Raw genomic sequence first — 22,821 nt, 5'->3', positions numbered from 1 at the left:
CAGTTGCTTGTTGAAGAAATAAAATTTTTAGGTAAAAATTAAAGAGTCATGAATTATTCTTTCTTGCCGACTAAAATCCATATTTTCTTATCTTCTTCATTTTTCCAAAGACCAAAATCTTTAATCTCTATATGAATAGTAAATCCAGCTCCCAGTAATTCATCTTTTACATAATGCATCGCTATTGTGTGAGCATCCGTTTGTTCTTCTCTGGATTTATTGAGCATAGGTTGCTTAAATTTTTCTATGATTACAATGTTTCCATTGGTTTTAAGAGCATCTTTTACGTGCATTAATATTTTTTTATACTCCTCTATTTCGTGATAAGTATCTAAAATGACTACTACATCCAAATCCTTTTTCGGTAACTTTGGATTATCATAATCTCCTAAAATCATGTGTACGTTTTTTATCTTTCTATCTTTCAGGTGTTCTTCTAATTTTTCCAACCTGTCTTTTCTAACGTCCACAGCAAAAACTTTTCCAGACTCCCCAACTGCTCTAGACATATGAATGGATAAATATCCTTCGTGACAGCCGATATCTGCTACTTTGCTACCTGATTTTATTTCTGAAATATCAAATAATTCAGAAATCTTCATCCAAGTATCCCGTTCTTCCCAATCGTATTCTTTATACTGTGCCCGTATGTAGTTCGTTCCTAAAAGAATGAATGACAATATCAAATTAACTTTAAACCGCATATCTCTATAATTCTGTATAACACTGTAGATGTGATTATTACATGTTTTAAAATATCGTTTAAATGAGCTTTATTCACGAATTTTATGAAAAATTTAAATATTCTTTACATTTAAAAAGGGATATTCATTCATATTCTATATAATATTACATTGTTTTCTTCTTTTATTTATTATTCTAATTAACTCAATCTATGAAAAAAGAGTTATTTACGACACTAAGCGTATATATTTACCTGGCTATTGAGTCTGGTTCTTTTTATAATAGGAGGCATTAGTAACGGAATTACACTTTTAGAATCTGTAAAATATTTTGGTACGGCATTGCTGAAATTCAATTTTATCATTGCAATTCATATACTGTTTGCATTGCTCTATATCGTCTTTTTGATTTTTAGATATTATATGAGAATACAAAAAAAGAAAGGTTTTAAAGTAATGATTAAGAATTTCTCCATCAGATTATTTACTCCGGCTTTTATTCTATTTGGAATATTTAAAATTATAATTGTTAAAAACAGTTCAGAAAACTTTGATTATAACTGGATTCCATCTATTGAAAATACCAGTGGGATCTCTAATGATTTATTCATCAATGATGGAAAACATCGCGGTATGACTGTTTTTGGATGGAATTACAGCGATAATGTAAAAACTGCCATTAATGATTTGGTAAAATCCAATATAGAATGGGTAGCTATCGTTCCTTTTATTGACCAAGAAAATGAGAAGGCATTGACTATGACAAGTCCAAAAATAATTGGTCAATGGTCTAGAAGAGATAGCATACATATCAAAACGATTATTAAACTCAAAGAAAAGAACATACACGTTATGTTAAAGCCTCATCTTTGGTTGGGTACAGGATGGAGATCCAATATCTCGCATACTTCTTCTGATAATTGGGACATTTGGTTTGAATCCTATCGATCAAATATTCTGCACTATGCAAAAATGGCCGCTATAACCCGTGTAGAATTATTCTGTATCGGAACCGAACTAAAGAGCTCATTAAAACATCAACCAGAACAATGGCAATCACTGATTGCAGATATTAAAACTATTTATGAAGGAAAACTAACGTATGCAGCAAATTGGGATGGAGAATACGAATTCATAGACTTTTGGAATGAATTGGATTATATTGGTATCCAAGCTTACTTTCCTTTAACAGAGTCATCAAACCCAGATCTACATACTGTAAAAAAAGGCTGGAGTACTCATACTAAGACACTGGAATCTTTATCCAAAAAACATAATAAACCCATATTATTCACAGAAATAGGATATAAAAGTGAAGCTTCTGCTACTATTAAGCCCTGGGAATGGGGTTCTGCTTTGAGTATATTATCGAAGCAAAAATCAGATAAGACACAACAAATTGCATATCAAGCACTTTATGAAATTTTTTGGGATAAAGATTGGTTTGCAGGGACGTATATCTGGCAGTGGAATACGCAAACCAAAAAGGAAAATGCTGCCACCAATCTGGATTTTTCTCCACGATATAAACCTGCAGAGAATACGATTGCAAAATGGTACGCTACTAAAGTTTGCGATGAATCTGATAAGTAGTATGAATAATAATCACCGAGATCTCCAAAATGTATAAAATCAGCATATCTTTTTCATTGACAATACATGGTATTTATCTAGTCAATAATATCACCATTCTTAGCAACTTATATTTACCCTAAATTAAAAACCCCTGAATCTTTTAAGAGATTCAGGGGTTTATTTTTGCGGTGAAGTTAACAACTATTCTCCTGTTTGTAAATCCTTTAATATACTTTCTGCTTCGGCAATGTTTTTACCATAGCATTTTTTCACCCATTTAGTAAAAAACACAAAGAATGTGATTCCTAAAGGAATAAAAACAACTAGAGGCCATATATTTTTAACATCAGCAAACAGGTCCTTGTTACGAATTATTTTTGTGGTAACCGGAAGTATTAAAAAGATTAAAGCAAAGCTTAGATAATATGAGATATTCTGAAGTGAATAAAATTGTTGTTTATTTTTAGTGTACTTTATCAAAGTCTCCTTGTAACTATTTTTATAAAAATCAATTCCACTCATTTTATGAATTGATCGTAGTGATAATACTGGTAAAACCAAGAGTATAATTGCGGACAAAACACCAAATAATATGTTATACCAAGTTTCTAATTTAGAAATATTAGCAAAAATTAATAGGGCTGCTCCAAAGCATATAATGGTGCCTAACATCTCCGGATAAGCAATCTTATTCCATTTTTTCCTGTATTGTTCTTGTGTCATCATAATAATCATTTTATCAGTTAACTTTTTTTGTTTTTCTAATTGGCCACTTATCTCAGACCATACTGTTTGCATTTCCTCTAACTCCATAGCCGTCTATTTTTTTATTATTTGAGTTTTTAATTTTTGTTTAATTCTCGATATTCTGGTTCCTACATTTGAAGGTGTTAATCCAGTGATTAGCGCGATATCCTCATATTTTTTTCCTTCTAATAACAATAGTATCAAACCTTTTTCCAAATCATTAAGCATTTTTATATGTGCATACAAAATCTTTAACTTCTCTTCAAATTCAGTATTGTAATTCTCGGTTTGCTTCAATATTACTTGATCTATACCTACTCTATTACCGCTTCTTTTCTCCTTTTTTAACCTTGTAATTGCTGTATTTAATGCCACACGATACATCCAAGTACTTACTTTGGCATCTCCTCTAAAGCTATCGAAAGCCTTCCATAATTGATAAACGATCTCCTGATATAAGTCTTGTTGATCTTCTGACCTATCCGTATAAACCGTAGTGATTTTGAAAATAACACCTTCATTATCCTTGATAATCCGAGTAAACTCTTCTTCTTTACTCATATTGAGTTTGTTTTTCTTATTAGTATCTAATACACTCAGAAAATCACATCTTTTTTAAAAAATTAAATTAAAGCTAGGAATTAAATACAACTAAACCCCTGTAAACATTAGAGAATAGTGCAAAATTTAGGAAAAAAGGGAATGAAAGAAATAAGCCTAAAGAAAAAATTTGAATTCTAAATAAAAAAATTACGCTAGTATGAATGATCATAATCGTGATTATAATCAGCATTGAATCAAACAGCTGATTACCTAGTGACTTTGTAAAATTAAATGCTTAAATCAAGTTTACGTTAGAAAAAATAACCTTTAAAGAAAATTAAAAAAGAAGCCATTATATGGCTATAAAAAGCGATCCAAAAGGTATTTATAGCAAAAGAATTATTCTTTTACTACTATAATAGTAGCTTTTACTCCTGTAGTTAAGTTCCATTCATTAGCAGTAATGATATTGCCTTGGTCATCGTGCAATTGAAATTCGGCAGTATTCGGACCAGATGTTCCTTGATTAAGAGCTTGTATATCTATTTTATTAAACCCCTTTACCAAATCTATTTTAAATCCTTGAAAAATAGCGTCCAAATAAACACTTGATCGAATCACATCGTCATTAATGAAAATTCTCACCAAATCTCCGTCTACCGATTGATGATCTCTGTAAACAAGATATACATATTCAGAATTACTTTTGAAATCACCTAAGTACTGATCTGATTTATATTCTTCTTTAATTTCATTATCTTTTTTAAAATATTTGGGAACAACTTTGAAATTTGGTGTTAACAAACCATTATTACCCGTCATATCAAAAGGTTTTTGAGTTCTGTTAAAGCGAATAGAATCCTCTAAATTACTGTATAATGTAAAATTGTTTTTTGGTTTGGTTAAGCCCGGAGAAAGGCTATAGTTACTTGTTTTTAAATCACTAGTATTATCAATTTTTAATGGCGATAACGGTTTTTCTATTTGCCCATTTACAGAAATGGCAAATAAAATTAATAATATCGATGCAACAGTTGATTTCATCTTCATTATTCCTTTGTCGGATCTAGGTGTTAAAGATAACTAATCCCTTACTTTTTTTTATTGTTGGTAATCAAAAACTCGACCAAACTATTGATTTCTTAGAATATTACCACAAAAATTTAAATTTCCTAAAAAAACACCCTTCCAAACTTGTAAGATAAATCCGATATATCTTATTTTGCTTTAAAAATATTTCAAATGATTTACTATATCATCGGAATTGTATTACTTCTCCTCATTATTCTTTTGGGCCTCCGTTGCTTAGCTTTAAGCAAAAAGATTAAAAACAAAAATGAAGAATTAAATACACTACTACGGACTAGCGAACAAAAGGTTCAGAGGAATCAAGAATTTATTACTTCGCTTAGCCAGGAATTAAGAACGCCATTATATGGAATTATGGGGTTAACGAATATTCTCGCAGACGAACACCCAGAATTGCAGCACAATAAAAATCTTGCTTCCTTAAAGTTTTCCGGGGATTATTTGTTGACGCTTATTAACAATGTTTTACAAATCAATGTTTTAGAATCTGAAGAAATTACACCCAATAAAAAGCCATTTAATTTAAAAGAGTTAATACAAAATATTATCAACTCGTTTAGTTATGCAATAGAAAATAGTAGAAATTCATTACAATTAGAATTCGATGATGAAATTCCAGAAATGTTGAATGGAAATCCTGCTATTTTATCTCAGGTAGTCATGAATCTTGTTAATAATGCGCTAAGGTTTACCAGAAATGGTAATGTCATTTTTACTGTTCAATTGATTAATAAAAAAGGGAATGTTAACAACATTTCTTTCAAGGTTACTCACGATGGAAATGAAGTTTCTGAAGAGGACGAACATTCCATCTATCAAGAATTTATAAACATTGAAAATGTAAAAAAGTCATATTTAGGCACGAGCTTAAATTCTACCATTGTTAAAAGGTTAGCCAAATCCATACAAGGAGAAATCATATTACAGAATAATTCGCATTCAGGTTCCGAATATGCTTTTGTTGTCGATTTAGAAACCCTGACTCCAAAGGATCATGCCCATACAGAACTAATAGGAAGTGAAAAGCGAAAAGCTTTAGTAGTAGACGATAATAAATTGAACCTTTTAGTTGCAGATAAAATACTTTCCAAAGAAAATTTTGTTTGTACTACCATTGATAATGGTTTTGATGCTATAGAACTGGCCAGAGAAAATTCGTATGATATTATTTTAATGGACATTAATATGCCGAAGTTAAATGGTATTGGTACCACCAAAAGAATTCGAGAATTTGATACAAAAACGCCTATTATCGCATTAACCGCTGTAGATGTTACACAGTTAAATAGGCAAATTATGCAAGCAGGCCTAAACGATTATATATTAAAACCTTATGATAAGAATATATTATTAGAAATGATGCAAAAATATGTTCAAAACTGACAGTTAATAGATAACTAGTTCTTGTCCGATATTAAGAACAGCATTGTATTGGATAGCATTTATTTTACATATTTCGGATACATCAATATCGTGTTTTCTGGCTATACCATGTAATGTATCACCTCTTTTGACTACATAAATACTTTTTGTTGGATTAGATATATCATCAATCACCTCCTCAATATTAGTTTGAACCTCAATCTTACTTTTTCTTGTAGATCGATGTGATCTGGGCGTCATCCATTTTTTAGTAATTACGATGTCATGCGCCCTCACTTTTGTTTCTTCGGTAAAATCAAAAAGATACTCCGGATGAATACTTCTCCCTCGATATCTTACCTCTAAGTGTAAATGACTTCCTCTAGCGTTACCAGAAATTCCTCCTTTGCCAATTACCTGCCCCTTTTTTACTATATCATTTTCTTTTACCAAATATTCAGAAAGATGAGCGTAAACAGTCTCTAATCCATTCTCGTGGCGAATAACCACTGTTTTTCCATGTCCTCCGTGGCGTCTGGCATAACGCACTTTCCCTCCTAATAAAGCCTTTACATTATCTCCAGTTCTAAGATCTATGTCTATTCCTTGATGCGGTCTACCTCTTCTCCACCCATATCTAGAGGTCACTACAATCTTATGATCAACGGGAGAGGCGAATACTTCATCCTCAAAATGTAAAGGAATAGGATATGTTACACTTTTTTTCCAATATGTATTAAATATAGTGTTGCTCCAGTTCTGTTCATAAACTGAACTTAAATCTTTTTGTTCTGATTCTTTTTGCAGATTGGTATTATCAAGAATGACTTGATAATTAACCTTATAAACAGGTAAGTGGGTGATTGTACCATCAAGTACGATAGTTTTATATGCTACTAGTACCTTTTCTTCTTTGCCATCAAATTGTTGTGCAAAGAGTTTTGTTAACGAACAACAGATCAAAATTCCTAATAGTGATAGTTTTCTTTTATTCAAAAACATGAAGTTCCAAAATTTTTAAATTTCAAAGTAAATCTAATTCAGGGCTTTTGTTTTGTAATAAGACGATATAAATTTTATATCGTTACAGCAATAAAAGAAACAGTGCCAAATATTAAAATTTTGAATCATAATAGAGAAATCTAAAAAATTATAAATCAATATGTTACTAAAAAATGATGTGTAAATTTACCGTAAAAAATTTACGGCATGCTAATTTTTAACAGTTTTTTTTAACAACTTTTAAGAATTTGATGTGAAAAGTTTAGTAGGTGGAATTATAATAAAACGCACAACAATCAGTTTAGTTAGGATATAAAAGATTAATTAAATAACCATGAAAAAAGTATTCACATTAATCGTACTATCCGGGGCTTTAATGACTACCTCTTGTGTATCTAAAAAGAAGTACCTTGCCTTAGAAGAGGATTTAAACAATACTCGTAGTACGTTACAGAAAACCACTGTAGAAAAGGAAGAGCTAGAGTCTAAGTTTGCAAAAATCGAAGCAAGAGTAGCTGATTACAATGCCAAAATTAATTCTCTAAGAGAGTCTAACGATGAAAAAATGGTGATGGTAGATAACCTTGCTGTAATTTCTAATAACACAAAAGAGAAAATGAAAGAGACTTTGGCAAAGGTAAGTCCAGAGAAGCTTGAAGGTGCAAGAACACTTCAGGATTCGATGAACCTTGCTGTTTCTCATAATTTGAAAAGTTCTTTAGACGATAGTTTAAAGGAAGATGAAGATATTTCTATCGATATAGACAATACTGTTGTGATGATTTCTATATCTGATAAAATGTTATTTAGAAGTGGAAGTTACAGAGTAAGTAACAAAGCTAATGATGTTCTAGAAAAACTAGCCCAAGTTATTAATTCAGAACCAAGTCTTGATGTTATGATTGAAGGACATACTGATCCAAGAACTATCAGCACACCTGCTCTCGAGGATAATTGGGATCTTAGTGTAAAAAGAGCAACATCTATTACTAGATTACTACAAAATAAGTACAATGTAGATCCTTCTAAATTGATTGCTTCAGGAAGAAGTAGCTACCAACCTCTTGTTGAAAATGATTCTGAAGAAAATATGGCTATTAACAGACGTACCAGAATTGTATTACTACCTAACTTAGATAAATTCTTTGCAATGTTATCTTCTAATTAGTATAATTGAAAATATTAAATTAAAGAAAAGATGAGCAATTAATTGCTCATCTTTTTTTTGTAGTGTTACTTTTTACAATATTCCACAAGTTTTTCATCTAACACAGAAAACAACATGTTGTTGTCTTTTTGTGCATATCGATCTAGCGCCTTCCGAAATTTTGGTATATCTGTCAAAAACGATTTTATCCCATTTAATTCAAAATCTTTCAGCATTGCACCGTATCCAAGCTTTTGTATATATGCTGCGTTTGCATACTGTTCGAACTGATTTTTAATAGGAACGACACAAATAGGTTTTTTCAAAAATAATGCTTCGGATATGAATGAGTATCCTCCATTAGCCAAAACCGCCTTAGCTGTTCTAAAATTATCAATGAACTCGGTTTCGCTAAATTGTTTTAATTGAACATTACCAATTTTTTCCTCTTTATTAAAACCATATAACAAAAAATTTTCGCCAGACAAACTCTGTAAGATGTTTACGATTTTTTCAGCATTACTAGAAGATTGATAAATCAGTATATGATTGCCTACTTCTGTTTTGGCTTCCAGAATTTCTCTTCTAATTATTGGCGGAACCAGAACACTATTTCTTTTCTTTACTTCAATATCAAAAAATGAAGAAATCAAATATTGATTACAATTTGGGACTTTTGCTTTGATCACAGCTTTTGCAATCTTATAATTTGTTTTTTCTGATTCTGGTATTTGCATATCCAATTTACCTCTATCAATAATTTGCATATTGTCTATACTTATGATAGGAAGCCTGTGATATTTTGCAAATAAATAGGTGAAAGATTCGAAATCAGAGATCACTATGTCAGGACGAAAATCATCAAGTAGATCTTTATACTTTTTAAAGTTTATAACAATATTTTCAGGAGCATTTCTTAAAATATCAATTGACGTTTTTGACTTAGACACAACTCCATCCCTATACGAAAACTGAAAACCTTTTATCTCATATGTTTTATCAGGGAAAATATTTTTCAGAAAATAATAGGCATTATCACTAGATACAATTCTTAAATCGTGGTTTTTACTTAAGTGTGATAAAATTACTTTGGCTCTGGTTGCGTGCCCCATTCCCTCTCCCGGAACTCCGTATAATATTTTCAAGAATTTTATTTATGATTTTATAACAAGCTTAACCAATATAGGTATTGACGCTTGTCGTTAATTTACAAGAATTATGAAGCATTTTCTTAAACCTCAATGCCAGATGCTCATCATTAAACTTCATGGCTTCGCTAATACTCTGAGATAAAACTAATTCTCCTATGAGGTATTCTACAAAATAAGTTTGATCTTCAGTTAACAATACATACTCTGTCATATGGATCCCTATTTTAGAGCCTTTGCAATAATATCTTTTCTTCTTACAGAAATTGGAGCTCTAATATTATCAGATTACAAATTTACTTTTTACTATAACTGGTTTGATACATACTCATTTATTGTTATTAAATTCTTATTCACAATCACTCCTAAAGAAATTATAAAGCGACATCAAAGCAAATAAATCTCACAAAATTTTTGTAACTTATTAAGGTTCAAAACATAAATCACTCCATCATGAAAATATTTATATTCTTTTTTCTCGGTTTATTTTCAACTTCTACAATGAATAATGCCAATACACCTACTCCTATTGATATTTATAACCTAGAGGGAGTATGGGATCTGCAATATCAACTCCTATATGATAACAACCAAGTGTCAGATACCGTTTTTAATATCAATGGATACCGTCAGGTAAAAATGTATAGTAAAGGAAAAGTGATGTGGACCCGATTCGATCCTGCCGATAGTAATGAATGGTTTGGTTATGGATCGTATTCAATAAAAGGTAATATGTTGGAAGAAAGATTAGAATACGCTTCTGGACCTATGATGAAAATTGTAGATACCACACAGGTATTCAAGTTTGAACTTGTTATGGATAAAAATTCTTATCAACAAATTGCAATAGACGAAACCGGGCACTATTCTCAATCTGAAAATTACACAAGAATTGAATGACTAAAGATGATAAGTAGCCTAAATTTAACTGAAATATGAAAATTAGGGATTAGATTACTTTTTGATTTAATATACATCAAAAAAAAGGGGAATAACCCAGTGATAAGGGTCGAACTCCCCTTTTTTTGTGCACTATTTCAACTTATTTTTGAAAAGAGTCAGATGTATAGTTTCGTGCAAATAAAATGCATCTATCCCAAATACCTATTTCTTCTTTGAACATTGACTTTTAATGTTTGTGGGAGCAAATCTTTGTAAAAGAATTTCTTAATAAAATAAGTATCCTATTTAACCATAACTAAATATATTACAATGAAAAAAATTAAATTCCTAGTACTCAGTGCAACTATGACGGTAATACTTTTTTCTTGTCAAAAAAAGGAAATTATTGAAGAAACTCAACAAAACATTTATGAGCCAACCAAGGAGCAACGAGATAAGCTCTATGATATGGGAATAAACATAGATAATGTTTCTATACAGGAAATAACTTATTTAGATGGAAAAACGGCTAATTATCTTGTTTCTGGTGATATTGTAGTTCCTGTTTCAAATCTAAACTCCTATCCTACTCTTAAGCCTTTGGATGGAGGCAATAAACAATATCGGGATGCAAATATTGTAGCTCCAATTCATAGAAACATTGATATTCTGGGATATACCGGCAGTAATTTTGCTTTGACTTCAAAAATGCAAACAGCATTAAGCTGGGCAGTAAATAATTACAATGCACTACCAAATTCACTTAAATTTAACCTTTCTTTTGGAACCAATTTTAGCGCAGCAGACATTGTAGTATACAAAGTAAATAATGTTAGTGCTGGCGGAAGTGCCGGTCTACCTGATGCTCAAGGTAAACCATATAAATGGATTCAAATAAATTCTGGTACCGATGCATTTAACGTGAATGTAAATGAACATGTAATTAGTCACGAAATTGGTCACTGTTTAGGATTAAGACATCAAGACTGGTACAATCTCCAAAGTTGCGGATATACAGGTTCGTTACCCGCCGGACCACCAGCTATTTGGATTCCGGGTACGCCAACTTCTCCTTATGCAGATTCTATAATGTTAGCTTGTTTTGGGCCAAATGAGGATGGGGAGTTTACCGATACAGATAAAATAGCTTTAAATATCCTTTACTAACCTTTGGATTTTAAACAATGTATTTAAAAGTTACATAGGTCGTAAAATATGTGACTTATTTGTTTTCATATTTAAGAACAAATTGCACTCAATTAAACCTTTATAAAATCTAATAGTCCAATAAAAGAACATTAAATATTTAAACTATGAAAAATTTTGGACTACAAAAACTAACAATACCTTTTTTAGTTATCATTTTTTTAATTGGTAACAGCTTTACCTCCACTGCTATAAAATGGGAACATCTAGGCTCCAGAACAGTAAGCTACAAAATTGATCGTGATGTGATAAAAGTAACTGCTCGTAATGGTGCTTTTAAAAAATTAAAAATTAAAGTTACCAACGGTTCGCTTAATATGCATAAAATTATTGTACAATATGGTAATGGTGAAAAAGAAGCAATACCGGTTAAGAAAAATTTTGTCCGTGGTGGTGGTACAAGGCTGATTGATTTAAAAGGAAATAAAAGAATTATAAAGGATATCACCTTTTTTTATGATACAAAAAATCTGTCCAAAAAACGAGCAAAAGTTCATGTGTTTGGTAAGCATTAAAGATTGAATTATCATCTGAGTCTGGTTTGAATAAAATATTTTATAACCTTAGATATTACAATTCATATCAGGCTCAAGTTTATTGGTGATAAACACTATCAGTATTTAGTTAATGTAGCTGATAATATCCACATTTTAAGTAAGCTCCTTCTGCGAAAGTGACAGGATGGTCAATATCGTGATAAGTTTTATCCACGACTTTAAAATTTCTTCCCGTATTTGAAATAACTTCTTCGCAGATCATAAAAAACTCTTTAGCCACAACTCTTGATGAACAAGAAGCCAATATCAATAATCCATTAGTTTTTACTAGTTGAACTCCAAGTTTGGTAAGCCTTGCATAGCTATTTTTTGCTTTTTTAATTTCACTTTCTCTTTTTGCAAATGATGGCGGATCTATTACGATAATATCAAATTTCTTTTTTTCTTGTATTAATTTTTGTAAGCCTTCAAAGGCATCAGCAACCATTATTTGATGAATTCCAGAATGTTTGTTCAACGAAGCGTTATGTTCAGCCATTTTTAGAGCTTGTCTACTAATATCCAAACTTGTCACATCTGTAGCTCCACCTGCTAATGCATGCACCGAGAACCCGCCTGCATATGAGAAGACATCTAGTACTGATTTGCCCTCAGAAAGCTGTCCTACTCGTTTTCGATTATGTCTATGATCCAAGAAGTATCCTGTTTTATGTCCTTTGATTACATTAGCAGAAAACAATACCCCATGTTCTCTAAATATGACAACTTCATTTCCTAAATTTCCATAAATCACCTTTCCATCTTCCATCCCATATAATTCTCCTACAGTTTGCAAAGATCTACTCAGTCGAACAACAACCGTTTTAGATCCTGATTGTTCTATTAAATGAGGGACAATCCAGTTTAAATACGGAAACCAAATATGAGAATACAACTTTATCACCAAGACCGTTTCATATACATCTGCTATAAAACCCGGCATTTGATCATTTTCTCCAAATAATAACCTATAACTATTTGTATCAGTTTGTAACAAAGGTTGTCTGATGGAATAGGCTTGTTCGATTCTATTGATAAACCATTCTTCATTTATCTGAGCTGCTTTCTTAAATTGGATAATCTTAATTCTTATAGGAGAATAGGGATCATATAACCCAATTGCTAAAATTGTATTCTTTTTATGTTCATAAATAATGGCCAAATCTCCCGGATTTCCATCAAGAGATTGTTTAACTATACTATTTTCAAAAACCCACGGATGTCCACGTTTCACCATTTTTTCGGCAATCGATTTAAGCTTTATTGCTAATCTTTGAGTTTTGATTTCGGTAATTATATTCATAGTATGCAAGAATAGCGATATTTTTCTGCTTTCCGGAATTTAGAGAATAAAAAACGGGATTGAAATTAACAATCCCGTTTCACCAATACTTTTTAGTAATTTCACTTCTATGATCAAAGTAACTTATAAACCTTTATAGAAGTGAAAATCTAATCTTAGATTTTAAGAGTTTTTCGTGCGTAATATGTTCGTTGGTCAATGAAAACACGAGTTTCTAACAAAGTCTGGTTTGTGTGTTAAAAATACTACAATTTATGCATTTGTTCCTGCGTGTAAACCTCAAAAAAAGTGCATTAAAATGATTGATTCAACCGTATAAAAAGAAAAAGCGCCTATCCCAAGAAGTATCAGGATACACGCCCTAAAAAAGTATTGTTCGAACTTGTAAGTATTAGTAAAGTAAATCCCGTTTTTTGATTGTCTGTTAAATAGAAGTACTTTTATTTAAAAAGCATTGATCCCAAGCAGTATCAGGATAAACCCTCTTTTCAGTACTTATTCAACTTTTTTATCTGGTAAAAGATTTCGTTGATTACTCTACTGTTTACATCTATATGACGAGCATCGATAGAATTTGTTACACTTTTATTTTATTTTTAATCAAAAAGTTCTTTCTAAAAACCAAAAAACCCATTAAAACAATGGATTTTTGGAGATTTATTTATTTTAAAATAACCTTATTTTTAAGCTTAGAACTGACTAGATGAAAGTTTATTAAAATAGATTACAACTTTTTGGCATTCTTTACTTTGCTTTTTGTTAACGCAAGTTCTAATACTTCGCTCATTTCCTTCACATAATGGAACTTTAATCCTTTCAGATATTCAGGTTTAATTTCTTCAATATCTCTTTTATTATCTTCACAGAGCAAAATTTCTTTAATATGCGCTCTTTTCGCTGCAAGAATTTTTTCTTTGATCCCTCCTACTGGCAAAACTTTGCCTCTTAAAGTGATTTCTCCAGTCATCGCTATACTTTTTTTCACTTTTCGTTGTGTAAACAAAGAAACCAGCGAAGTAAGCATCGTTATTCCTGCACTAGGACCATCTTTTGGTGTTGCCCCCTCTGGTACATGAATATGTACATTATAATTACTAAAAATATCAGGATTGATACCCAAAACATCAGCGTTCGCTTTGATGTATTCCATAGCTATCGTTGCAGACTCTTTCATTACTTTACCTAAATTTCCGGTAATAGTAAGACTTCCCTTTCCTTTGGATAGAATTGATTCAATAAATAAAATATCACCACCAACACTGGTCCAGGCTAAACCCGTGACCACACCGGCAACTTCATTGTTTTCATATTTATCACGTTCTAGCCTGGGTATTCCAAGAACCTGAACAACATCTTCATTACTTACTTTTACATTATAAGGTTCTTCCATCGCAATGTTTTTTGCTGCATACCGAACCATCTTAGCTATTTGCTTTTCCAAACCACGAACTCCGGACTCTCTCGTGTATCCTTCCACGATTTTTTCCAACTGCGCCTTTCCTATTTTAAGGTGTGATTTATCCAATCCGTGTTCAACCAATTGCTTAGGGAGCAGGTGTTGTTTTGCAATTTCTACTTTTTCTTCAATAGTATATCCCGTAACATTTATAATTTCCATTCGATCACGCAATGCAGGCTGAATAGTATTTAAACTATTAGAGGTAGCTATAAACATTACTTTAGACAGATCAAATCCCATCTCAAGAAAATTATCATGAAACTCAGAGTTTTGCTCAGGATCCAGAACTTCTAACAAAGCAGAAGAAGGATCTCCTTGGTTACCCATAGAAAGTTTATCAATTTCATCTAATACAAATACAGGATTACTTGTACCTGCTTTTTTAAGACTCTGAATGATTCTACCTGGCATCGCTCCGATATATGTTTTTCTATGCCCACGGATCTCGGCTTCATCTCGTAAACCACCTAACGATATCCGCACATATTCTCTACCCAATGCTTCTGCAATGGATTTTCCTAAGGATGTTTTACCAACTCCCGGAGGTCCGTACAAACATAAGATTGGTGATTTCATATCATTCCGAAGTTTGAGTACCGCTAAATACTCAATGATACGTTTCTTAACTTCATCCAATCCATAATGATCACGGTCAAGGATTTTCTTTGCACGTTTCAGGTCAAATTTATCTTTACTAAATTCATTCCAAGGTAAATCCAAAAACAAATCAAGATAATTGCGTTGGATAGAATACTCAGCAACCTGTGGATTCATGCGACGCATTTTAGATAATTCTTTATCAAAATGCTTCTTTACTTTTTCGTCCCATTTTTTGTCTTTGCTACGTGCCTGCATCTCCTCTATCTCATCCTCATGAGAAACGCCACCAAGTTCTTCCTGAATAGTTTTCATTTGTTGATGAAGAAAATATTCACGTTGCTGCTGGCTCATATCGTGCTGTACCTTGTTCTGAATATCATTTCTTAGTTCCAATTTCTGAAACTCGAGATTCATATATTTTAAAGTAGCAAGCGCTCTATCCTTAATATTATCTATCTCGAGAATTTTCTGTTTCTCATCTACAGGTAAATTCAAGTTGGAAGAAACAAAATTGATTAAAAAAGAGTTACTTTCAATATTTTTAATAGCAAAAGATGCCTCAGATGGTATATTCGGACTCTCTTTGATAATTTCAAGAGCAAGATCTTTTATAGAATCGATAATTGTATTGAATTCCTGATTTTCTTTAGAAGGTCTGGCTTCAGGAACTTCTAAGATTCTGGCTTTGATATAGGGATTTTCTTCAAGGATTTCATCAATCTTAAATCTTTTCTTTCCTTGCAAGATAACCGTAGTATTGCCATCAGGCATTTTAAGCACTCGTAGGATCCTGGCTACTACCCCTACTTTATTAATATCCTTTGATGTTGGATTTTCTACATCTTCTTCTTTTTGTGAAACCACACCAATGGTCTTATTACCATTATTGGCCTCATTCAAAAGCTTTATTGATTTATCCCGACCAGCAGTGATAGGAATAACTACTCCCGGAAACAATACCGTATTTCTCAATGGAAGTATCGGAAGCGTCTCTGGTAAATCTTCTCTATCTATTTCCTCTTCATCTTCAGGTGTCATTAAAGGAATTAATTCTGCATCTTCATTGATGCCCTGTAATGACAAACTGTCAAGAGTTGTTAATTTAGATTTCGTCATAAGTATATATAAAAGTCATTTTGTCACTAAGTCAAAACAACCTGTTTTAAAAATTTAATAAAATCGATTAAGGAATCATTAACGCTATCAAAATAAGCTATTTACCGATGATTCTGTATATACATTTCAATTCTTATGCCATAAACTTTAAAAAAAATATTTTTAAAACTGTAACAAAAAGTAACTATCGATATCTTTAGGTAAAGTAAACTGAAGTTTTTGACACTAACCAAACTAAATACTGAGGAACTGGTAGAAAGATGCCGCAAGTGTGATCAAGGTGCGCAGATGGAAATTTATAATAGATACTACAAAGCCATGTATAATAGTGCTTTAAGGATTATAAAAGATACTGCAGAAGCCGAAGATGTAATGCAAGAAGCGTTTTTAACAGCTTTTACAAAGCTTTCTATGCTAGAAGAGAATAAATTGTTTGGTGCTTGGTTAAAAAAAATTGTTATCAATTCGAGTCTTACAATATCTCGTAAGCGCAATATACACGGTGAGGTCCCTTTAGAAACCGTAGCATATGCTCTTACAGATGAAACAGAAGGGGTTGTAAGAGAAGATCTAACTAGTGTCAGGGCAAATACAGTTTTGAATACTTTAAAAGATTTAAAAGAAAGCTATAGTACTGCATTATCATTACACCTCATAGAAGGGTATGATTATGAAGAGATTTGTGAAATTTTGAATATATCATATTCTAATTGTCGTACGCTTATTTCTCGCGCGAAGGAAAGTCTACGAAAAAAATTATTAGTTGCATGAAAACTGAAGATGAAATAGAAAAATTATTTGAACGAATGGAGAATCAACTGGATATTTTGGAGCCATCAGCTGATCATAAAGTACGGTTTTTAGAAAAGCTACAGGAGCAAAATAAAGTTGTAACACTTCCAACTACAAAACGAAACTGGATCAAACCATTAGCTATAGCTGCGTCTATCGCCGTACTTATTGGTATGATATCTATTACTCCGGTTTTTAATACTGATGATAGCGCTGATTTAGCCAGTGTTTCATCACAAATGGAAGACACGCAAAATTTCTTTACCGTTGCTATTAAAACACAACTGGAAGAAATCAATAAAAATTCATCGGCAGAAACAATTGAATTAGTTACTGATGCGATGAAACAATTAGAAAAATTAGAATCTAGTTACGAAATTCTAAAAAAAGATCTGGTAGAAAGCAATAATGACAAACGTGTAATCAGCGCGATGATTAAAAACTTTCAGAAACGAGCTTCGCTATTAGAAAATGTATTAGATAAAATTAACAACATTAACAAATTAAAATTATCAGAAAATGAAACCAATATACTATAATATCATCTGCCTCCTACTCTTAGTTCCGGCTATATGTATCGGAAACAGTGATCCTAAAATGAATGGGAAATACACCAAAGAGAAATCCTTAAAAAAAGAATTTTCGGTAAACAGTGATGCCCTTTTAAAAATTAGTAATGACTATGGCAATCTCGATATCACATCTTGGAATGAAAATAAAATCGTACTGGAAATCAATATAAAAGTCAATGGAAATGACGAGGATAAGGTGATCGAAAAATTAGGAGATATTGATGTGATTTTTGAAGCAAGCTCGCAAGTAGTAAGTGCAAAAACCGTATTCAATAAAGAAGGGAAATCCTGGTGGTCCAAATTCTCAGATGGTTGGGGAGGAAGCAATCTTAAGATGGAGATCAATTATACGGTAAAAGTTCCTGCCACAAATAACATAGATCTCAATAACGATTACGGAAGCATTACCCTGGATAAAATTAGAGGAAATGCAAAAATTAATTGTGATTATGGTCAAATCATTTTAGGAGAATTATTGGGTAATGACAATTATATTAGTATAGATTACACAGATAATAGTACCATAAAGTATATGAAAAACGGAAAAATCAATGCTGATTATTCTGATTTCATTCTAGAAAAAGGTGAAGAAGTAATGCTCAATGCTGACTACACACAGTCCAAAATAATTACAGCAAAAGAACTTACTTATAACTGTGATTATGGAAGTCTAAAAATTGAAAATGTTGGAATATTTAAAGGAAATGGGGATTATCTGGATACAAATATTGGAAATGTAAAGAATAGCATAGATATCAATTCGGATTATGGTTCTATCGATATCAAAAATTTAGAATCTACTACAAAAAATGTCACCATACGAACAGACTACACCGGAGTGGATATAGGTTATAACAATGCTCTAAATTTTGACTTTGTTATAAAAACATCTTACGGAGGCATTAATTTAGATGATGATATTAGTATCTTGAAGAAGAATAAAGAAAACTCTAGTAAAGATTATCAGGGATACCGGGGTCAAAAAAACAGTGGAGCAACAATTAATATATCCACTAGCTATGGTGGAGTAAAACTTAGAAAAAATTAATCATTCAAATATTCAATCAATTATGAGAGTAGTAACAATCTTTTTATGTTTGGCATTATGCAGTATGACATCAATTCATGCACAATGGTGGGGAAACGGAAAAAAAATAGAAGGTGATGGTAATGTAGTTACCAAAACAAGAACGACTTCAGAATACGATCAGATCAACGTGAAAGGTAGTTTGGATGTTTCTTTGATCTCTGGAAGTGAGGGAAACATTAAAATTGAGGGAGAAAGCAATCTCATTCCCTATGTAAAAACCGAAATCGAAGGAGAATCGTTAAAAATTTATGTTGAAAAGGGATATTACCTGAAGGTCAGTAAAGGCAAGAAACTAATTGTTACCGTTCCTTTTAAGGATTTAAATAGAGTAAGCTTATCGGGATCAGGAGATGTGTATGGCGATGATGTGATCAAGGCTTCGGATTTTAAAACCAGTGTTTCCGGATCCGGAGATGTCAGACTTGTAGTAGACGCTGATAGAGTAGAAAGTTCAGTGTCTGGCAGTGGAGATCTTATTTTAAAAGGATCAACTAAAAACTTAGAATGTAAAGTTAATGGATCTGGAGATATAAAAGCATATGATCTAAAAGCAAAAAATGTAGTGGCATCTGTTACAGGTTCAGGAGATATTAAAGTTACCTCTACATCATCATTAAAAGCCAGAGTAACAGGATCTGGTGATATTGATTATAAAGGAAACCCTGAAAAAGAAGATAAAAAAGTTTCTGGATCAGGTGATATCACAAAGCACTAAAAAGAAGCATATTTCAATTATCCGAAACTGCTTAAGGAGTTTTACTTCTTAGGCAGTTTTTACATATTAAATCTCTATTTTTGTAAACAACTTAAAGAAAGTGGTAATATTCATTATTCATTAGAGTGTAAAACTTTAATTTTTACCCCAAAACACAATTAGCGCTTTGCAATTTTTATCAAAAAAAGAAATTCCGTTTAATAAAATCGTCCCTAAAGGCTACGTTGACATACATTCACATTTGTTACCAGGAATCGATGATGGAGTAAAAACAATATATCAATCGGCATTTATCATTGAACAATTTGAAAAATTGGGTATAAAAAAAATCATTACTACACCTCATATTATGCAGGATGTTTGGCCAAATACTTCGGAAATCATCAAGTCCAAACATACAAAAATGCAAAATGTCTTATCTTCTCTTGATATCAATGTAACACTAGAATCTAGTGCAGAATACATGTTAGATGACTTATTTTTCGAAAGGATTAAAAAGAAAGATATTATTCCTTTACATAAAAAGCACATTCTTGTAGAGATGTCTACATTTAACCCTCCGATCAACCTAAATGAAATGCTTTTTGAAATTAAATTAGCCGGCTTCACCCCTATTCTGGCGCATCCTGAACGCTATTCGTTTTATAACGATGATATTGATAAGTTTCTGATACTGAAAGAATCTGGTCTCTTATTTCAGCTAAACCTTCTTTCCATTTCGGGATATTATGGTGAAAAAGTAAAAAATCTTGCCGTAAAATTAATGACCGAGAATCTCTTTGACTTCGCTGGCTCAGATATTCATAATTATCAACAATTTGAAATATTAGAAAACGGTTTTATTTCAAAACACGCAAAAATGGTTTCTCGACTTATGGAGAGAAATTGCTTATTTATTTAGTCCTTTGCTCCATAACCATACCCGTAACCGTAACCAACTTTGTCACCTGCTGCGTTAAGAAGCACTGCCATATTAGGTAAGCGTTTTTCTCTATAGAAGTTTTCTGGAACTTGCAAAATTCGTTTATCTGTGTAGTTTTCTCTAACGATATAAATGCTTAGATCGGCAAAGTGACCGATTAGTAATGTATCGGTAACCAAACTTACAGGAGCTGTATCAACCACAATATAATCATAATGTTCTCCCAAATACTCGAACATCTCTTTTACCCTTTCATTCATCAAAAGTTCAGCAGGATTTGGAGGAATAGCCCCAGAAGGAACTACAAAAAGAGGATCTTCTTCTCCTAGTTCATATATAACATCTTTGGGTTTAATCTCAGAATTCATAATGAAATTAGTAAACCCTGGAGTATCTTTGCCTTTGGGTAATTCAAAGAAATTATGAAATTTAGGGTCTCTAAAATCTGTACCCAGATACGCAATCTTTTTTCCGGAAATAGCTAGGGTTTTAGCTAAATTAGATGAGACTAAAGTTTTACCTTCACCTGATATAGTAGAAGTAACAAATATGACCTTCCCAGTTTCTTTTTTGGTTCCAGCCATTAAAAAGCCCAGATTGGTTCTAAGAATCCTAAACGCTTCCGCTACAGATGATCTGCTATTTCTAGAAACTATAATTTTACTTTTCTTCGTTTTTGTTTTCGGTATTGTACCCAAAATCGGCATTGAAAGCACATTCTCAAGATCTTCTCTAGAGTTTATTTTGGTATTAAATAAATCCAATAAATAAATTGTTAAGAATGGAAGTGCAAATCCCAGAAATATAGCACCAAAATAAATCATTCTTTTATTAGGAGAAACGGGATACGATCCCAATGTAGAAGCTTTGTCAATTACACGAGCATTAGATAAAGTAATATGGCTAGTAATCTCAGCTTCTTCTCGTTTTTGTAATAAATATAGATATAACTGTTCCTTAATCCCTTGCTCACGACCTATAGCCGTTAATTCTTTTTGTCGTAAAGGCGCATTATATAGTTTCCCGCTAAAATATTTGTCCTGTGTTCTTAAGCTATTTAAACTTATACTTATAGAGTTTTGCGCTCCATTTAAACTAGCAATCAACCCTTGCCTTAATGAACCAATTTGTTCATCTATGTTTACTACAACCGGATTTTGCTCGCTAGAGGATTTTAATAGTCTTTTTCGTTGACTTATCAGTTGGTTATAACGAGCAACTATTGACGAAACTGACGCATCTTCAAAACCAAGTGTAGAGGGCAGCAAGTCAAATTTTCCATCTTGACTTAGAACAAAGCGTCTAGTAGACTCTATTTTTCTTAGTTGCGTTTCTAATTGATTAATTTCCTGGAGATTTCTAGAATCAATATCAGCCACTCTTTGGGTCTGAGCTGAAACATCATTTGTCAATCCAAATTTAGATTTATATCCTGCAGCTTCGTCATCAACTTGAGATAAATCTCCTGAAATGAGTTCTAATCTTTCATTAATAAATCCTGCAGTTCTTGCAGAGGTTTGTTTTTTATTTTCAATTGTAGATTTATTATATTCTGCTACCAAATTATTGATAATATCTTTAGCTTTTTCTTTGACAGGATCATTGAGCGATAACTTTACAATAGAAGATCCTTTGCCTATTGCGATGACTGATAACTTATTTCGATAACTCTGTGCTACAATATTAACAGGTGTTATTTTAATATGGATTATCTTTCCTTTATGGGTTTCAACACTTTCAACATTCGGTGTAATCACTACATCACCAACACTTGTATTGATGGTTTTTCCAAAAGAATGATCGCTCAGCTTTTTTCCTTCTTTATCCACAAAAGAAAAGGAAGTACCTGAATTAATTAAAACCCTAAAACTTTCAGATTTAGTATGTACTATAGAATCGGCCGATAAAAAATTAATCTCTATCAAAGATTTTGGATAATTCTCGGCTTCCAATACTCTACCCTTCGTAAAATATTGAACATTTAATTTTAGATTGTTTACAACATTGGTCAGTAAAGTTCTTGATTTGATAATCTGAATTTCGTTTTCGATTTTATTTTTTGTATCATCTAATAATCCTAAATCCTTAAATGCAGATAATTCAGATTCACTGACGCTTTCTTCCTGTGAAATTAAGATCGTTCCGGACACATTATATTCGGGAATGGTGTATCGAATGTGTAAATAAGCTAAGGTTCCAAAAACCAGCGCACTTAGCAAAAACCAATACCACTTTTTTACGTATTTAAGAATCTCTTCTCTTAAATTTAAAGTTGACTTTGACGCCTTCGCAAAGGTATTGTTATCAGAATTATTATCAGAAATCATAAATT

21 protein-coding genes are annotated in these 22,821 nt (G+C 32.0%); 11 read left to right on the top strand and 10 right to left on the bottom strand.

The window, feature by feature from the left end:
• Positions 1-53 precede the first annotated feature (53 nt).
• A complete protein-coding gene (locus ACE94K_RS14745) occupies positions 54-704 on the bottom strand; it encodes a class I SAM-dependent methyltransferase (protein WP_378173781.1) in 651 nt (216 codons plus the stop codon).
• A 240-nt stretch (positions 705-944) separates the two neighbouring features.
• Here ACE94K_RS14745 and ACE94K_RS14740 point away from each other — a divergent pair, with 240 nt between their 5' ends.
• Positions 945-2,276 carry a hypothetical protein gene (locus ACE94K_RS14740; protein ID WP_378173778.1) on the top strand — a complete coding sequence of 444 codons (1,332 nt, stop codon included), beginning with the start codon at positions 945-947 and terminating at the stop codon, positions 2,274-2,276.
• A 183-nt stretch (positions 2,277-2,459) separates the two neighbouring features.
• Here ACE94K_RS14740 and ACE94K_RS14735 read toward each other — a convergent pair whose 3' ends face one another.
• The 3 genes from ACE94K_RS14735 to ACE94K_RS14725 all read right to left on the bottom strand — a co-directional run bounded on the left by ACE94K_RS14735 (position 2,460) and on the right by ACE94K_RS14725 (position 4,592).
• Complete coding sequence (locus tag ACE94K_RS14735) at positions 2,460-3,071, bottom strand: hypothetical protein (RefSeq protein WP_378173776.1); 612 nt, start codon at positions 3,069-3,071, stop codon at positions 2,460-2,462.
• A gap of 6 nt (positions 3,072-3,077) precedes the next feature.
• A complete protein-coding gene (locus ACE94K_RS14730) occupies positions 3,078-3,566 on the bottom strand; it encodes an RNA polymerase sigma factor (protein ID WP_378173773.1) in 489 nt (162 codons plus the stop codon).
• A gap of 381 nt (positions 3,567-3,947) precedes the next feature.
• Complete coding sequence (locus ACE94K_RS14725) at positions 3,948-4,592, bottom strand: hypothetical protein (protein ID WP_378173771.1); 645 nt, start codon at positions 4,590-4,592, stop codon at positions 3,948-3,950.
• Between the two features lie 198 nt (positions 4,593-4,790).
• Between ACE94K_RS14725 and ACE94K_RS14720 the strand changes: the two genes are divergently transcribed.
• Positions 4,791-6,020 carry a hybrid sensor histidine kinase/response regulator gene (locus ACE94K_RS14720; RefSeq protein ID WP_378173768.1) on the top strand — a complete coding sequence of 410 codons (1,230 nt, stop codon included), beginning with the start codon at positions 4,791-4,793 and terminating at the stop codon, positions 6,018-6,020.
• A 3-nt stretch (positions 6,021-6,023) separates the two neighbouring features.
• On the opposite strand, the gene ACE94K_RS14715 is transcribed toward ACE94K_RS14720, so the two are convergent.
• Positions 6,024-7,001: a peptidoglycan DD-metalloendopeptidase family protein gene (locus tag ACE94K_RS14715; RefSeq protein ID WP_378173765.1), complete on the bottom strand. Its 978-nt coding sequence runs from the start codon at positions 6,999-7,001 to the stop codon at positions 6,024-6,026.
• A 334-nt stretch (positions 7,002-7,335) separates the two neighbouring features.
• Here ACE94K_RS14715 and ACE94K_RS14710 point away from each other — a divergent pair, with 334 nt between their 5' ends.
• Positions 7,336-8,169 carry a flagellar motor protein MotB gene (locus tag ACE94K_RS14710; RefSeq protein WP_378173762.1) on the top strand — a complete coding sequence of 278 codons (834 nt, stop codon included), beginning with the start codon at positions 7,336-7,338 and terminating at the stop codon, positions 8,167-8,169.
• Positions 8,170-8,234: 65 nt separating this feature from the next.
• Here the strand turns inward: ACE94K_RS14710 and ACE94K_RS14705 are convergent, their stop codons facing one another.
• A complete protein-coding gene (locus tag ACE94K_RS14705; RefSeq protein ID WP_378173759.1) occupies positions 8,235-9,293 on the bottom strand; it encodes an MJ1255/VC2487 family glycosyltransferase in 1,059 nt (352 codons plus the stop codon).
• A gap of 28 nt (positions 9,294-9,321) precedes the next feature.
• Positions 9,322-9,510 (bottom strand): hypothetical protein, encoded by a 189-nt coding sequence (locus ACE94K_RS14700; protein WP_378173756.1) that lies wholly within the window; start codon positions 9,508-9,510, stop codon positions 9,322-9,324.
• A 239-nt stretch (positions 9,511-9,749) separates the two neighbouring features.
• Here ACE94K_RS14700 and ACE94K_RS14695 point away from each other — a divergent pair, with 239 nt between their 5' ends.
• The 3 genes from ACE94K_RS14695 (at position 9,750) to ACE94K_RS14685 (ending at position 11,899) form a co-directional block, all read left to right on the top strand.
• The gene (locus tag ACE94K_RS14695; protein ID WP_378173753.1) at positions 9,750-10,196 is read left to right on the top strand and encodes a hypothetical protein; all 447 of its coding nucleotides are present in this window, start codon (positions 9,750-9,752) and stop codon (positions 10,194-10,196) included.
• Between the two features lie 312 nt (positions 10,197-10,508).
• Positions 10,509-11,345, top strand: a complete 837-nt coding sequence (locus ACE94K_RS14690) for a M57 family metalloprotease (RefSeq protein ID WP_378173750.1) — start codon at positions 10,509-10,511, stop codon at positions 11,343-11,345.
• Positions 11,346-11,491: 146 nt separating this feature from the next.
• Positions 11,492-11,899, top strand: a complete 408-nt coding sequence (locus tag ACE94K_RS14685; RefSeq protein ID WP_378173748.1) for a hypothetical protein — start codon at positions 11,492-11,494, stop codon at positions 11,897-11,899.
• 109 nt (positions 11,900-12,008) lie between these two features.
• Here the strand turns inward: ACE94K_RS14685 and ACE94K_RS14680 are convergent, their stop codons facing one another.
• Together ACE94K_RS14680 and lon are read right to left on the bottom strand one after the other, a co-directional pair.
• Positions 12,009-13,223: a class I SAM-dependent rRNA methyltransferase gene (locus ACE94K_RS14680; protein ID WP_378173745.1), complete on the bottom strand. Its 1,215-nt coding sequence runs from the start codon at positions 13,221-13,223 to the stop codon at positions 12,009-12,011.
• A gap of 724 nt (positions 13,224-13,947) precedes the next feature.
• Positions 13,948-16,398, bottom strand: coding sequence for an endopeptidase La (gene lon, locus ACE94K_RS14675; RefSeq protein ID WP_378173742.1), 2,451 nt, complete (start codon positions 16,396-16,398; stop codon positions 13,948-13,950).
• Positions 16,399-16,617: 219 nt separating this feature from the next.
• Between lon and ACE94K_RS14670 the strand changes: the two genes are divergently transcribed.
• The 5 genes from ACE94K_RS14670 to ACE94K_RS14650 all read left to right on the top strand — a co-directional run bounded on the left by ACE94K_RS14670 (position 16,618) and on the right by ACE94K_RS14650 (position 20,468).
• Positions 16,618-17,169, top strand: coding sequence for an RNA polymerase sigma factor (locus ACE94K_RS14670; protein ID WP_378173739.1), 552 nt, complete (start codon positions 16,618-16,620; stop codon positions 17,167-17,169).
• Positions 17,166-17,729 carry a DUF4179 domain-containing protein gene (locus ACE94K_RS14665; protein ID WP_378173736.1) on the top strand — a complete coding sequence of 188 codons (564 nt, stop codon included), beginning with the start codon at positions 17,166-17,168 and terminating at the stop codon, positions 17,727-17,729. Before ACE94K_RS14670 ends, ACE94K_RS14665 begins: the two co-directional genes overlap by 4 nt.
• Positions 17,710-18,810: a hypothetical protein gene (locus tag ACE94K_RS14660; protein WP_378173733.1), complete on the top strand. Its 1,101-nt coding sequence runs from the start codon at positions 17,710-17,712 to the stop codon at positions 18,808-18,810. Before ACE94K_RS14665 ends, ACE94K_RS14660 begins: the two co-directional genes overlap by 20 nt.
• Positions 18,811-18,832: 22 nt before the next feature.
• Positions 18,833-19,567, top strand: coding sequence for a head GIN domain-containing protein (locus tag ACE94K_RS14655; RefSeq protein ID WP_378173731.1), 735 nt, complete (start codon positions 18,833-18,835; stop codon positions 19,565-19,567).
• Between the two features lie 166 nt (positions 19,568-19,733).
• Positions 19,734-20,468 carry a tyrosine-protein phosphatase gene (locus tag ACE94K_RS14650; RefSeq protein WP_378173728.1) on the top strand — a complete coding sequence of 245 codons (735 nt, stop codon included), beginning with the start codon at positions 19,734-19,736 and terminating at the stop codon, positions 20,466-20,468.
• Here ACE94K_RS14650 and ACE94K_RS14645 read toward each other — a convergent pair.
• The gene (locus tag ACE94K_RS14645; RefSeq protein ID WP_378173725.1) at positions 20,465-22,816 is read right to left on the bottom strand and encodes a GumC family protein; all 2,352 of its coding nucleotides are present in this window, start codon (positions 22,814-22,816) and stop codon (positions 20,465-20,467) included. The genes ACE94K_RS14650 and ACE94K_RS14645 overlap by 4 nt on opposite strands.
• Positions 22,817-22,821: the final 5 nt, after the last annotated feature.

Origin of the sequence: Aquimarina besae (assembly GCF_042434905.1) — a bacterium.
GTDB lineage: Bacteria > Bacteroidota > Bacteroidia > Flavobacteriales > Flavobacteriaceae > Aquimarina.
Note: the sequence above shows the minus strand (reverse complement) of the source record. Positions and strands in the feature narration are given on the sequence as shown.